The 15,111-nt window shown below is 33.7% G+C and carries 10 protein-coding genes; 2 read left to right on the top strand and 8 right to left on the bottom strand.

The genetic code is table 11. The features are described from left to right. The first annotated feature begins 54 nt into the window (after nucleotides 1-54). Together HMPREF2864_RS05420 and HMPREF2864_RS05425 are read left to right on the top strand one after the other, a co-directional pair. Complete coding sequence (locus HMPREF2864_RS05420; RefSeq protein ID WP_002478430.1) at nucleotides 55-873, top strand: Cof-type HAD-IIB family hydrolase; 819 nt, start codon at nucleotides 55-57, stop codon at nucleotides 871-873. A 42-nt stretch (nucleotides 874-915) separates the two neighbouring features. Then, nucleotides 916-2,238: a CoA-disulfide reductase gene (locus HMPREF2864_RS05425; protein ID WP_070544909.1), complete on the top strand. Its 1,323-nt coding sequence runs from the start codon at nucleotides 916-918 to the stop codon at nucleotides 2,236-2,238. 186 nt (nucleotides 2,239-2,424) lie between these two features. On the opposite strand, the gene HMPREF2864_RS05430 is transcribed toward HMPREF2864_RS05425, so the two are convergent. The 8 genes from HMPREF2864_RS05430 to HMPREF2864_RS05465 form a co-directional block, all read right to left on the bottom strand. Then, nucleotides 2,425-2,814, bottom strand: coding sequence for a YisL family protein (locus HMPREF2864_RS05430; protein WP_002478432.1), 390 nt, complete (start codon nucleotides 2,812-2,814; stop codon nucleotides 2,425-2,427). Nucleotides 2,815-3,300: 486 nt separating this feature from the next. Continuing rightward, a complete protein-coding gene (locus HMPREF2864_RS05435; RefSeq protein WP_002459533.1) occupies nucleotides 3,301-4,203 on the bottom strand; it encodes a fumarylacetoacetate hydrolase family protein in 903 nt (300 codons plus the stop codon). Nucleotides 4,204-4,359: 156 nt separating this feature from the next. Next, nucleotides 4,360-8,010, bottom strand: coding sequence for a helicase-exonuclease AddAB subunit AddA (gene addA / locus HMPREF2864_RS05440; RefSeq protein ID WP_070544910.1), 3,651 nt, complete (start codon nucleotides 8,008-8,010; stop codon nucleotides 4,360-4,362). Further along, nucleotides 8,007-11,474: a helicase-exonuclease AddAB subunit AddB gene (gene addB, locus HMPREF2864_RS05445; RefSeq protein WP_070544911.1), complete on the bottom strand. Its 3,468-nt coding sequence runs from the start codon at nucleotides 11,472-11,474 to the stop codon at nucleotides 8,007-8,009. Before addB ends, addA begins: the two co-directional genes overlap by 4 nt. A gap of 159 nt (nucleotides 11,475-11,633) precedes the next feature. Continuing rightward, nucleotides 11,634-12,203, bottom strand: coding sequence for a signal peptidase I (gene lepB / locus HMPREF2864_RS05450; protein ID WP_002478435.1), 570 nt, complete (start codon nucleotides 12,201-12,203; stop codon nucleotides 11,634-11,636). 13 nt (nucleotides 12,204-12,216) lie between these two features. Further along, the gene (lepB, locus tag HMPREF2864_RS05455; RefSeq protein ID WP_002459537.1) at nucleotides 12,217-12,738 is read right to left on the bottom strand and encodes a signal peptidase I; all 522 of its coding nucleotides are present in this window, start codon (nucleotides 12,736-12,738) and stop codon (nucleotides 12,217-12,219) included. A 4-nt stretch (nucleotides 12,739-12,742) separates the two neighbouring features. Beyond that, the gene (locus tag HMPREF2864_RS05460; RefSeq protein ID WP_002478437.1) at nucleotides 12,743-13,318 is read right to left on the bottom strand and encodes a TVP38/TMEM64 family protein; all 576 of its coding nucleotides are present in this window, start codon (nucleotides 13,316-13,318) and stop codon (nucleotides 12,743-12,745) included. A gap of 159 nt (nucleotides 13,319-13,477) precedes the next feature. Next, nucleotides 13,478-14,809: a glucose-6-phosphate isomerase gene (locus tag HMPREF2864_RS05465; RefSeq protein ID WP_002493127.1), complete on the bottom strand. Its 1,332-nt coding sequence runs from the start codon at nucleotides 14,807-14,809 to the stop codon at nucleotides 13,478-13,480. Between the last annotated feature and the right edge of the window lie 302 nt (nucleotides 14,810-15,111).

The raw sequence follows: 15,111 nt of genomic DNA on the forward strand, positions 1-15,111 counted from the left end.
CGCCAATAAAATGCTATGATACTAATAAAATGAAAAATGTTTGAGGAGAACTATATGCAACCTTATTTAATATGCCTCGATTTGGACGGCACATTACTAACAGATGATAAAGAAATCAGCCCTTATACAAAGGAAATTTTAACGGAATTGCAAAAGGCTGGACACCATATCATGATCGCGACAGGTCGTCCCTATCGCGCAAGTCAAATTTATTATCATGAACTTAATTTAGAAACACCTATTGTTAATTTCAATGGTGCTTTCGTACATCATCCAAAAGATGCTCAATTTGACACAATTCATGAAGTTTTAGATTTAGACATCGCTAAAAGTGTCATCGAGGTACTACAACAAGCAAACGTAACAAATATTATTGCCGAAGTACAAGATCATGTTTTTATCAATAATGAAGATCCTCGATTATTCGAAGGTTTTTCTATGGGTAATCCTAAAATAAAAACGGGTAATCTATTAAATTCTCTTGACACACCGCCAACATCTCTACTTGTGGAAGCTGAGGAAATTCATATTAATCGCATTAAGCAAATGTTAACACGGTTTTATGCTGAAAATATTGAACATCGTCGTTGGGGTGCACCATTCCCTGTCATTGAAATAGTAAAACGGGGTATAAGTAAAGCACGTGGCATTGATGTTGTTAAAGACTATTTGAATGTGCCAACATCTCGAATTATCGCTTTTGGTGATGAAGATAATGATTTAGAAATGATTAAATATGCGAAATTTGGTGTTGCCATGGATAATGGACTAGATGAATTAAAACATGTTGCAAACCACGTTACTCATGACAACAATAGCGATGGCATTGGTCGTTATTTAAATGAATTTTTTGATTTAGGATATAACTATTAAGGATAATGCATTCAGTACATTATATTTAAGGAGAATGAAGACATGCAAAAAATGATTGTAGTAGGTGCTGTAGCTGGTGGCGCTACCTGTGCAAGTCAAATTAGAAGATTAGATAATGACTGTAAGATTACAATATTTGAGCGAGATCGTGATATGAGCTTTGCTAATTGTGGCTTACCCTATTATCTAGGTCAAATTGTTTCATCTCGAGATCAATTATTACCTATTACCCCAAGCTCATTTAAAGAAGATAAAAACATTGATGTTAAAACATACCATGAAGTTGTCGCCGTCGATACGCAACGCAATATTGTAACCGTCCGAGATCGACAGAAAAATCAAACCTTTGAAGCAGCGTATGATAAATTGATTCTCAGCCCAGGTGCAAATGCTAACAAACTCAACAGCGATAGTCCTATGGTTTTTACACTTCGCAATATGGAAGATACTGACCAAATAGACAAATATATTAAAAACCATCACGCACAACGTGCACTTATAGTTGGTGCGGGTTATATTGCTTTAGAAATTCTTGAAAATTTATATCATCGTGGTTTAGATGTCACATTAATCCATCGCTCTGAACATATTAATAAACTGATGGATAGCGACATGAATCAGCCAATTTTGGAAATGCTGAACAAACATAAAATACCATATCGATTTAATGAAGAAATCGATGATATTGACGGCTCAATCGTTCACTTTAAATCAGGTCACTCTGAACAATATGATATTGTTATAGAAGGCGTAGGAACACATCCAAATTCTAAATTCCTTGAGTCTTCAAATATCCAACTAGATACACAAGGTTTTATTCCAGTAAATGATAAATTTGAGACAAATATTAGCAATGTTTATGCGCTTGGAGATGTGATAAAATCACATTATCGCCATGTAAATCTCCCTGCACAAGTCCCATTGGCTTGGGGAGCCCATCGTGCGGCTAGTATTATTGCTGAACAAATTGCTGGGAATTCAAATATTACTTTTAAGGGCTATTTAGGCTCAAATATTGTTAAATTTTTTGATTATTCATTCGCCAGTGTAGGTATAAAGCCTAGTGAATTGAAGCATTTTGACTATAAAATGGTTGAAATTACTGGTGGAACACATGCTGGCTATTACCCAGGAAATGATAAATTGCATCTACGTGCCTACTTTGATACAAATAATCGTAAAATCATTCGTGCTGCTGCAGTAGGAAAACAGGGTGTGGATAAACGCATCGACGTGCTGTCAATGGCCATGATGAATGACTTAACAATTGATGCACTTACCGAATTTGAAGTCGCCTATGCGCCACCTTATAGTCATCCCAAAGATTTAATAAATATGTTGGGCTACAAAGCACGTAATCTTTAAAAATTTTAGGCAACGATTAATTAAATCTAGCATATAAAGCGAGCCATTATTACGAAGTATTGAAGCTAAAAATAAGCACAAAGATGATGTTGAATTTCAAACCATCTTTGTGCTTATTATCTTGAGATTTATATCCTATCCTGTTTTCTAGAGATAATGTACCAATCTCTTCTATCAAATGATTATTTAACTTAATCCGAACATTTTGGTTAATGGACCAAGTGGTAAAATAATTCCTAAAATGATTGTAATCACAATTAATGCAATTGTCGTCCAAAATAATCCTTGTGTTGATTCATGCTTTTTACGTTTTATGATCGTTACTTCCATTAAAGCAACTACTGCTATGCCACATACCATTTTGAGTGTCAATAACATGTGGTTGCCTCCACCACTTGCAAATTCTTTAATAATTATCCAAAATCCAGAGATTAACGTTAGCAAAATAACAACCCTCAACACCATATGTAATGGTTTAGCTGTAGGCGTCCCACCTTGTGTTTTTGAATAATTAAGATATGTCACTATAAACATTATAATCGCAAGCACCCAGCTTAAAATATGTACATGTAACAAAACTTTATCCCCCCCACTAAAAAATATCAATAATTACTTAAATAAATATAACATATTTATCACTCTACTGTATTCATCATCATTTACATTTATAACAATACATGTGCATCAAATCATAATTAAAAAGGTCTGGCACCTGCAAAACAGCGGAAACAAGCCTTTGAAATCATAGACTAAAGTACAATATTCATGGAACCATTCATTCTACAATTCATCACTAAATACAGAATATGAATTTTTCACGTTAAAACGATAATTTCAATAACAAAAATGTGAGCGGGACACAATTCATAATGAATTCGTAGTCCCGCCCCAGCAAGTTGACTAGGATTGAAAAAAGCTTAGTATAAGCGTATTTTTAATCCAGTCAACGACTGCTAATATATATTTCATAGCCTAAAACATAATGATGTCCCAGACTGATTTGTTATTAAGTAAGAGACGATTTATATCTTAACCTCTATAACTATATGTTTACACACTAACTTATTCTGCAATATATGTTGTTAACGTACCAATATTGTCAATTGTTACTTTTACTTCATCGCCAGGTTGTAAATATTGTGGTGGCTCCATTCCAGCTCCAACCCCAGCCGGTGTACCAGTTGCAATAATGTCACCTGGATGTAATGCGACATATTTTGAAATTTCTTCAATTAATTCATCAATTTTTAAAATCATTTCTCCTGTATTACCATCTTGACGGATATCATTATTTACTTTAGTCACTATATTTACATTTTCCGGTGTTGGTAATTCATCTTTAGTCACAATAAATGGTCCCATAGGGCAACCACCCGTTAAGCTTTTAGATAAAAATGCTTGGTCTTGAGCATCCTGCGCTTTACGATCTGTAATGTCATTGATAATAGTATACCCATAGACATAATCTAGCGCTAAAGCTTTAGGAATTTTCTCACCTGATTTACCAATAACAATACCAAGTTCACCTTCATAATCCAATTGATCTGTAATATCTTTATGATTCGGAATTGTAGCATTATCGCCGATTAACGATGAAGCTGCTTTTGTAAATACATAGAGGCGTTGGACTTCATGATTAAGTTCGCTCGCATGATCTTGATAGTTTCTCCCAAAAGCAATAACATTATTTGGCGGTGTCACTGGTGGTAAAAATGTAATATCTTTGAATGCTATTTTATAATCCTCTGCTCTGCCACTATCTTCTGCAGCAACAACAGCTTTTCGTACTTGTTCTTGAAAATCTAACGTTTGGTTTTGTTGTAAGCCCGCTAATAATGATTTAGGATGAAAATCCCCTTCTGCAAAATCAGCAAATACTTTTGTTAAATCCCAAACCGCATCTTCACGTTTTACTTTCACGCCGTAAGATGTGACGTCTTCATGTTTGAATGACAAGAATTTCATTCATTATCAACTCCTCATCTATATCTTAACTCATATTATAACTATAATTTTCTTAAAATCACAAATATATATGTCCGAAAATTTCAAAAGTTAGCTCATACATTATGACAAACCTTGTTCAAATAATTTCGCTTTAAAAATCTTGATTGGACTGAACTATATGGATAATCTACCAAACTGGAAGAAATATAAAGAACCTTTTACTTCAGTATGGAGCATGGTTTCTAAAGCATTTTTATAATATTGCATTTGAATGCGATATTTTTCTTTAAGTTGTTCTCCTATTTCTTCATCTGTCATACCTTTTCGTCTATTAAAAGCATCTGTCTTATAATCAACAAAGTAATATTGATTATCTTTCTTATAAATTAGATCAATCATACCCTGAATAATCGCTACGTCTTCATGGTTATCTGATATATTATCAACTTTTGCTTGATTTACAACAAAAGGTAATTCACGATAAATTTGTTCAGCTTCTGCGATTTCAAGATATAAATCACTTTGAATAAACGTCATTATTTCTGGAAATTTAATGTCTTTCTTAGCATCATGTTCAATAATTTGTTGTGTGATTAAATGATCAATATATTGCTCCAATGCTTCCTCTGTCATACGCTCAGGTTTGAAAGGCAAATGTTGCATGACAGTATGCATTAATGTTCCTACTTCGTTGGCTTTACGCTTCGTAACATGACGCATAAATCTTGGCCGTTCATATGTCGCAACACCAATGCGATATTGTCGAACGCGATCGTAGTTCGTATTGCTTTCTTCAGTTTCCAGTTGTCGTTTTAATTCAGATACGGATTGCTTAGAAGGCTTAGTGGTATTAATCACGTTTGGATATTTAAACTTAAGCTTTTGCGTAATTTTCGCCTTAATATCATCGTTGCCTGTATCCAACGTATTAAGATCCGAAATAGAACGCTGCTCATTCATATCTTGATGATTAGCTTCAATAATATCTTCAAAATAATCAATAATGATATTTACGTTTGGTCTTATGTTTTCTGCTAAATTTGCAATATCATTTTCGAACATTAAATCCGGTGTCAGTTCATAGGACTTATGCTTCGACAAAATACCATAAATAAGTTCAAAAGGATGTTCTGCCGTCAAACGCTCATTAATAGCTATATGTGAACCTGAAATAGCTAATTTTTCGTACTCTTCAAGTTTTTTTGTGGATTTAAGTCTGCCAATTAAAATAAGTTGTTCCTTTGCACGTGTCAATGCCACATAAATTAAACGCATTTCTTCTGATATCATTTCTTTTTCTGTTATTGCTTTATAAGCAACAGATGACAGTGAAGGATATGCCATATTTTTATCAATATCATAATAATCGATACCTAAACCATATTTTTGGTTTAAGATAACTTGTTCCCGTAAATCTTTCTTATTAAATTCTCTTGTTAATCCTGAATAAATAACAAATGGAAATTCTAAGCCCTTACTGCTATGAATGGTCATCATTTTAACGACGTTATCATTAGGACCTACGATATTTTCTTCGCCAAAATCTTGGCCGCGGTCAATCAGTTCATCTATAAAACGAATAAATTGATAAAGTCCTCTAAAACTAGAATTTTCAAATTCGATAGCCTTATTAAATAATCCATAAAGATTGGCCCGTCGTCCTTTACCACCAATCAAACCACTGAAATATTGGATAACATAATGGTCATGATAAAACTTATCTATGAGTTGGTAAACTGGATTACTTTGACTATAAATCTGATACATTTTAATATCAGCTATGAAATTTTGTAGTTTCTTTACTAATTTTTTATTAGCCAAATCATGGTTAATATAGTTCACAATAGATTGATAGAAATAATCATCATTAGGACTGAAGACACGTATATTAGCTAATTCATCTTCGGTAAATTGATAGATGACCGAACGCATCAATCCTACTAAATAAATATCTTGTAAAGGATTATCTATTGTTCTTAAAAATGATAAAACTAATCGCACTTCCGTTTGTTCGAAATAGCCTTGTCTACTGTTCACGTGAAAGGGTATGTCATGATCTTTAAACGCTTGTTGCAAGTCTCTAGCTTGCGAAAAACTACGTTCTAAAATAACAATATCTTTATATGTTGGTTGACGATAGTGACCCGTTTTCATATCAAATATACGCTTATTTTCTAAAATATCTTTCACCTGTTTAACAATATATTCAGCTTCTTGTTCTGAGCCATTTAGTTCACTATGTTCTTTATTTGCTTCAATCAATGTACGCAGCTCTACTGGATGATCCACCTCATCAAATGGCGCACCATAATATAATTGTGCAGCATCATCGTAACTAATTTCACCAACTTCTTCGTCCATCATGTGCTTAAATAAATAGTTAGTGGTACTTAACACTTCTTTTCTAGATCGGAAGTTTTGCGACAAATCAATGCGTATACCTGTGCCGTTACCCTCTGCATTAAAACGTTGATATTTCTCAATAAATAGACTTGGGTCTGCTTGTCTAAATTTGTAAATAGATTGCTTGACATCCCCTACCATAAATAAATTACCGTCTGCTTCTGAACCGGTCTTAATGCAGGATAATATTTGTTCTTGTACGCGATTGGTATCTTGGTATTCATCTACTAATATTTCAGCAAACTGTTCGCGATACATCTCCGCGATATGAGAAGGTGAGCCATCATCATTTGTTAATATTTGTAACGCAAAATGCTCATAGTCAGCAAAGTCTAGGATATTACGACTTCGTTTTTTTTGACCAAATGCAGTTATAACGTCTTTAACAATGTCTGCTAATATATTTACTCGTGGTGCCAACCTTTGCATATCTCGCTTTAAATCTTGCGCACTGCGTGAGAAATAGTCTGCTTGGACTTTGGATACAAGCGATTTATATTTATCGTAATATGCTTTAGCTTCAACAAGTGCATCACCCATAGTTTCATTTACTTCTTTTATCTTTTTAGTCAATGCAGGAAATCTACTTACAAATTCATGATTTGCAATTACATCACTTTGTATCATATCTCCATCAAAGGCTTTAGTCATAAAAGCCATTTCATCTTCAATGACAGCTATTTGCTTGTCCGTATCTTCAGCTAAAGTAAATATTTCATAGCTTTTACTTAAAGCCTCTTGTGCAGCACGTAAAAAAATACGCGACAAATCTGTCAACAATTGTAACAAGTTGTCTTGTTGTGCTTCATTTTGGTATGGTTTCACTAATTGGGTTAACCATTCAAAAGGATTGGGGTTCGCAATACTAAAGTAATAAAGAGATTTAATGATTGTTCTAAAGTCATCGTCATTTCTATCCTTAGACAATTGCTCTGCTAGTTCAATGAAATCGCTGTTTAACACATCATAGTAGTGTTCTAAAGTTTCATCTATGGTCTGTTCTAACAGTAAGATGTTTTCTGCTTCACTACTCGTTCTAAAATTAGGATCAACATCTAACACATCGTAATGCTGTTGTATTAGCTTTAAACAAAAACTATGCAATGTAGAAATTTGAGCTTGGTGTATCTTTATGCGTTGATTCTTTAAATGCGTATTATTAGGATCTTCAAGTGCTGCTTCTTGAATGCGTTGTTCTACCCTATGTTTCATTTCACGTGCACTTAAATTAGTAAAAGTAACCACCAATAATCGATCAACATCAACATTGTCTCTGATGATACGTTGAATAATTCTTTCTACTAAAACTGCCGTTTTCCCTGAGCCGGCAGCGGCCGCAACTAACACATCTTGACCTTTAGCATATATACTTTGCCACTGCGCATCTGTCCAAATTACCCCTTCGGGCTTGACTGGTATCATGCATCGTCACCTCCATCTTTAACTGCCTCTTTGATTTCTTCAATAGGGTTAATTGTTTCATCAACTGTACGATATCGTTTACTATCAATCATGCCATCAACATGACAAACAGACTGATAGCTACAATATTGACAAGGTAAAGTTTGTTTATATTTTAATGGCGCCACTTCTGTATGTCCTGCCATAATATTAGATGCAGTTTCAATAAAGTTACGCTTATTATGCTCAATAAACTTCATGATTGTCGCTTCATCAGCGACTTGACTGCCTCGCTGATTTATAGTGTTTTTAGCTGTTTTTCCCACGGGTATGATATCAGACACAAATTTTGGTTCCATTCTTAAATCTAAAGCATTTAACACTTCTTCTGAGCTATTTACTAATCCACTCATTCTAAACGCTTTTTTAAAATCTAATTCTAACTGAACATCATCAATATCAGTCCAATGTTTATAATTGATGCGAGGTTCATGCACATGAAAATACAGCAATCCCCCTGGTTTAACTGTGTCTGATAATCCTAACCGTTCATGGTTCTGCAAGACAATATCCATATATGTCATCATCTGCATTTGTAAACCATAGTAAACCTTCTTTAAATCTAGCTTTGCACTTTCTTTTGACGATTTATAATCAATAATATTCACATAACTTTGATCATCTTCAGTGTAGGTATCTATGCGGTCAATTTGTCCTCTTATATTAATCGGAATGCCTTGAGTTGTTTGAAGTGATTCGGCCATAAGGTCATCTTGATGAGGCTTGCGACGAAATCCGGTTTCAAAGCGTTGTGGCTTAAATTTAGAATATCTACTTTGGTATTTTAATGCGCCAAGTGTTGTTTCTATAATGGCGCCAATACGCTGCGATAAATAGCGATAATAAGCTGTAGAATTTAATAAATTAAATTGAACTTTCGGTAAAATTTCTTCAAGTGCTTCAGAAGTCAGCTGTTTGATTGTCTTAGCGTTTAAATGTTTAAAATCACCATTAACTCTGTCAGAAATGTACTTTAATACAGAATGAAAAATGTCACCAAGATCAAAGTTTTGCAATTGATATTTCGTACGCTCATTTAAGCGTAACCCATGAGAAGCATAGTGTTTAAATGGACATTGTTGATATCCTTCAAAACGTGACACACTGGCATTAATCGCTTTACCATATAATTGCTGTGCCAATGGATCACTCAATTGTACAGTGTGATTATCATAAGTTAATGACGTTAATAAATAATCAAGTCCATCATTTAATTGTGCATCATCTCGCATGACTTGATACGTGTCTATCCATGTATCTGCAACGATTTCATCATCAAGCCATGCACGTAAAGCTTCAAATAAATGAATTTTAGTTTGATGGCCATGTTCAACGAGTAATAATGGTTGTTGCGCATGAACATAATTTAAATTATCTATCTGCATGTTTGTATAAAGCTGCTTAATTTGAGACAAAAATGGACTGATTTCTTTTTCATCGCCAGAATTACCCATTAAGCTGTACGAAAAAGTTACTTGTTGTGTCGCACGTGTCATTGCTATATAACATACAAATGCTTCATCCATCTGCAAAACATCTGATGTTGGACTCAACTCAATATGAGTTTGTGTTTCAAAAAATTTCTTTTCTTCATCAGATATTAAGCTCGTAGAAGCAATCGGTTGAGGTATCACGCCATCATTCATACCAACCATAAATACTTTAGCCTTGTTGTCTACTTTAGCTAAATCCATGCTCCCTATTGATACTTGATCTAGCGTTTGAGGAATCATGGCAAATTCTAACTGTTCTAAACCAATATCTAGTACTTCGTTAAAACGTTGTAATGACATCTCAGTCGTTCCAAATACTGTGACTAAATCATCTAAAATTTGAATGATGCCATTCCAAATTTGATCAATTTCTTCTGCTTCTTCATACCGATGATCAGCCTCTAACGTATCACGTATAGTCATTAATTGATTAGGCAGTTCAAAATATTCCATGCTTTCGTAAAATGCCGTAGCATAATCAATGACAGTATGCGCATCATTCATCGCCTGTTCGAAATAGAGAATTTTATGAACCACATCATCTTTTAGTTGCACAACCTTTTCAAAGGTTTCCTGTTCTTCAGGTGTAAGCTGATGTTCTTTACGCCCCATTTTCTGGAAATGTTCTATTTGAAATCGAGATTCATCAAACCAACGTTTCCCAGTGATACCGCGTTCTAATACAAAATTTTCTAATAAATCAATAAGATAACTGCTGTTTTTTATTTGGTATGTTAAGATATCTGTTTTAAATAAGCGCAGCATAGCATCTGTACTCCAATTTGTACGCATGACTTCTATTAATGAACGCACCATTTCCATGATAGGATGATGTGTCATAGATTTCTTTATATCAATATGAAATGGGATGTCAAATTGTGGCAGGACAGATGCTAGTAGATATGCATAGCTTTCATCTCGATACAGTATAGCTATGTCTTGGTACCTTAAGTGTTGCTCACGCGTCGCTTTAATAATTTGTCGTGCAACTTCATTGACTTCTTCTCGTATACTTGCTGCTTCAAGTATTTGAATGTGACCTTGTTGTTGGATTGGATTAATTTGTAAAGCATCAAATTCTTGTTCTAAGTGCACCAAATCATGATTAGTAAATCGATGTTGTTGGTTAAAATGTTTGCGATTTAAAGTTATATTTAATTCTGCTGCAATTTCTTCTAAATGTTGTAATACTTCAGATGGCTTTCTAAATAGACTAAATGGATCAGTATTTCCATCAGTTGTTAGAAGTACAGTTACCTTCTTAGCATACTTCACTAAATGTTTGATAATGTCGTACTCTAATGATGAAAAGTTATGGAAACCATCTATATAAATTTCAGCACGCTTCAACCATTGTGACTGTGGCATAACATTAATGAATTGCTTCAGCTTATCTTCTGATGTGATATAACGTCCAGCAATTTGACGCTCAAAAGCATTATATATTAATGCAATATCTTCTAATTTATGTTGCATGCGTGTAGGTAATGAATGTTGTGTCACAAGCGATTGCAAATCCTCAGGTGTTACAACATATTTCTTAAAATCTTGTATTTGTTCTGCTAATTTCTCACTAAAGCCATAATATTTAGCTTGAGAATGATAAAGCTTTAATTCCTGTTGGTGATTTTGAACAATATCATAAATCGTCATTTCCATGGCTGATTTAGATAAGCGTTCTTCTGATAAGCCACCTACTTCTTGAAACACACGATGGCTTAATCGCTCAAAATGTAGTACTTCTGTTCTAAGACTTCCATACAATTCATGGTCGCTTACAAAAGCTTGTTCCAACTGAAAGGTACTTTGAGTAGGGGCTATGAGTACAATCGGGTCTCCAAGAGGTTGGCGTTTCATTTCTGATTTAATGTCACTAATCATTTGATAGGATTTGCCGGTCCCAGCTCTTCCGATATATGTATTAAATTCCATAAATATAGCCACGCTCCTTTATTAAATTCATTTTAACACAGAACATACGTTTCTATATAGTGATTTTATGAGGTTGTTCGCAGATAATCGAAAATACTTTTTATGATAAATAAAAAGAGACGTTGCGCATTGAAATGCAATCATCTCTTGTCTATATCATTAGCTCATATCAGGGTTAAAATTAAATTTAAAATCAGTTAATGGCCAAAATCTTAAAGACACTTTACCGACAATTTGCTTTTCATCGATAAGGCCAAAAGCACGGCTATCTTTACTTACCTCACGATTGTCTCCTAACACGAGGTATTTATGTTGAGGTATGACATTAGAATTATGTTTTGCACCGGCCAAATCTTTTATATCTAAAGATCCAGTAATATACTCTCCTTGCTTACGTTTCATATTGTATTCGAGATAAGGTTCTTTTACTTTTTTTCCGTTTATAATAAGTTGATCATCTCGATAGTATACTTTGTCACCTGGTGTGCCTATAACGCGTTTAACATAATCATCCTTTTGGTTAGCATGGAAGACAATGACATTCCCCTTTTTCACAGTGCCTACTTTATAGCCGATAATATTGACCAGAACATGATCGCCATCTTTTAATGTTGGATTCATTGAGTCGCCTTTAATGGTATATGATTTCGCTACAAAATTAATGATTAGTATGACTAAAATAATACCTACCGCTATAGCTATTAACCATTCTGTCAATTCCTTTTTCACATAAACACCTCCTTTATCGTTCATAGTTATAACGAAAATGATGGAAAGGATAATAAGTTAAATTAACATCACCAATAATGTCTTTTTTATCTATAAGTTGATATGACTGAGATTGCTTATTTAATCGACTATCATCAGATAGTACAAGGTACTTATCAGGTGGAATGATATCTCCTTCTGAATGAGGTAAATTGCGTAACTGAAAGTCTGTTTTTATATTTTTAGCATATGGTGCTTTAATTTGTCTATCATCTCGATATAATTGCCCCTGCTTGACTTCAACTGATTCACCAGCCATACCGACAATTCGACTAAACTTTAAATCACCATGTTGTCGGAACATAACGACATCGCCATGTTGTAGTATGTTAAACGTCACTTTGACTTTATTAACAATGACACGATCATTTTTTTGTAAAACAGGTGCCATGTTCTGTTGCTTTACTACTGCACCTTGAATAATAAAAACATTTAAAATGAAAACAAAAATTATCGCAGCAATAAAAGCTATTATATATTGACTAACTTTTTGCACCTTGTCACTTCTCCTTTGATTGACCCATAAAATACTTTTCAACTTGTTTGCCAACAATCCATAATACAACTGTAACTAAAATCAATAATATGCCACGAATAGGATGCGTAAATAATGTTGTTATTCCTGTGCCCATCATGCCTAATAATAATATAGAAATCAATTTAGAGATTAGCAAAATAATAAAGTAATATTTAGTCTTAATATGGGATAAACTTGCAACAAAATTCACTAACGTAGTGGGCGTAAACGGGAAGCATAGTAAGATAAATATAGGCACCGGTCCTTGTCTATCTATAAAATGAATAAGCCTTTTCACCGCTGTTCTTTGCTGAATTTTAAGCATAAATTTGGAATGAATAAATCGTTTGCAAATAAGATAGACTGTAAATGTACCTGCTACAATTCCCAACCAAGATATAATAATTCCTACAGTAAATCCATAAGCATGAATAACAACTGTAATATAAAGAAATAACGGTAAGATGGGTACCATAGCTCTTAAATATAGAAGTAGAAAGCCAGCCAAATAGCCCAAATCTCGAAACGCATCAAACCATTGTTCAATTTGTTGTAACATGAGTGACCTATCCCTTCTATAAATAATGTCTGACATTGCTATTTACTTAAAAACATTGTAGCAAATAAACGCCTACAATACCTTATTGAAAGACTAAAAACCGATATGCAGCACTATTACCACATATCGGTTCAACAAACTTTAATAAACCATTACCTATTATAGGCGTGCTTCTAAATCAGCTTTTTTATCTTCATAACCTGGTTTACCTAATAATGCAAACATGTTTTGTTTGTATGCTTCAACTCCAGGTTGATTGAATGGATTAACGCCTAGTTGATAACCGCTCATTGCGCAGGCTAATTCGAAGAAATATACTAAATAGCCAAATGTTTCTTCATCTAATCTTGGTACATTAACGACAATGTTTGGAACACCGCCATCTGTATGTGCTAATAGCGTACCTTCAAATGCTTTAGTATTGACTTCATCCATTGTTTTGCCTGCTAAATAGTTTAAACCGTCTAAATCCTCGCTATCTTCTTCAATCGTGATATCTTGTTTAGGATGATTTACTTTAACTACAGTTTCAAATAAGAAACGACGTCCTTCTTGTACATATTGTCCTAAAGAGTGTAAATCAGTTGTATAGTTAGCACTTGATGGATAAATACCTTTGAAATCTTTACCTTCTGATTCACCAAATAATTGTTTCCACCACTCGTTGAAATATTGCATAGACGGCTCATAGTTAATTAACATTTCAGTTGTGTAGCCTTTATTATAAAGAACGTTACGAATCGTTGCGTATTGATATGCAATATTATCGTCTAAATTATCAGATGATAACTCTTTACGTGCTTTATTTGCACCTATCATCATTGCTTCAACATTAATTCCAGCTGCTGCAATAGGCAATAGACCTACGGCAGTTAGTACAGAATATCGTCCGCCAACATCGTCAGGAACAACAAATGTTTCATAGCCCTCATTATCAGCAAGTTGTTTCAACGCACCCTTTGCTTTATCAGTAGTAGCAAAAATACGTGTTTGTGCTTCTTTTTTACCATAACGTTGTTCAACTAATTGCTTAAATAATCTAAATGCAACTGCAGGCTCAGTAGTCGTACCTGATTTAGAAATTACGTTAACAGAAAAATCTTTATCAGCTAAATAATCGAGTAATTCTTGAGTGTATGTGGATGATAAATGATTTCCAACAAAAACGATTTCAGGATATTCTGTATTATTACGGAATGATGAGGTTAGCATTTCAATTGCAGCACGTGCACCTAAATAAGATCCTCCAATTCCAATTACAACAAGCACATCAGAATTAGCTTTAATGCGTTTTGCCGCTTCAACAATTCTAGAGAATTCTTCTTTATCATAATTTTCTGGTAAATCAAGCCAACCTAAGAAATCATGACCCGCACCTGTTCCCTCATGAATTGTACGATGAATTGATTTTACAATTTCTTGTTGTTGTTCTAGTTCATGTTTTTCAAAAAATTCTAACGTTTTACTATAATCTAATTGAATATGCGTCATTTAAAAAGCCTCCTGTGGGGTAGATTACTTTAATTTTACTAACTTTGTATACCTTATTCAAATTTCAAGTCCTTAAAACTAAATTTGAGCTATTTAAAAAATGATAATGATATCAAATTAAAGCAAAATCTACCATTACTTTTTTATGCATTTTTCATATTTTTTAGAAATTACAAAAAAGCTTTAAATGTGAACATATAAGGCTAATAAAGAAAAATGATAAAGTTATAAAATGTATAATTATGTAATAAAACGGTTTTATTTTCATTACCTTTCTGTTATGATAAAGTCATAATGATAAT

This window comes from Staphylococcus sp. HMSC059F04, assembly GCF_001812565.1.
In the GTDB taxonomy this organism is placed as follows: Bacteria; Bacillota; Bacilli; order Staphylococcales; family Staphylococcaceae; genus Staphylococcus; species Staphylococcus lugdunensis.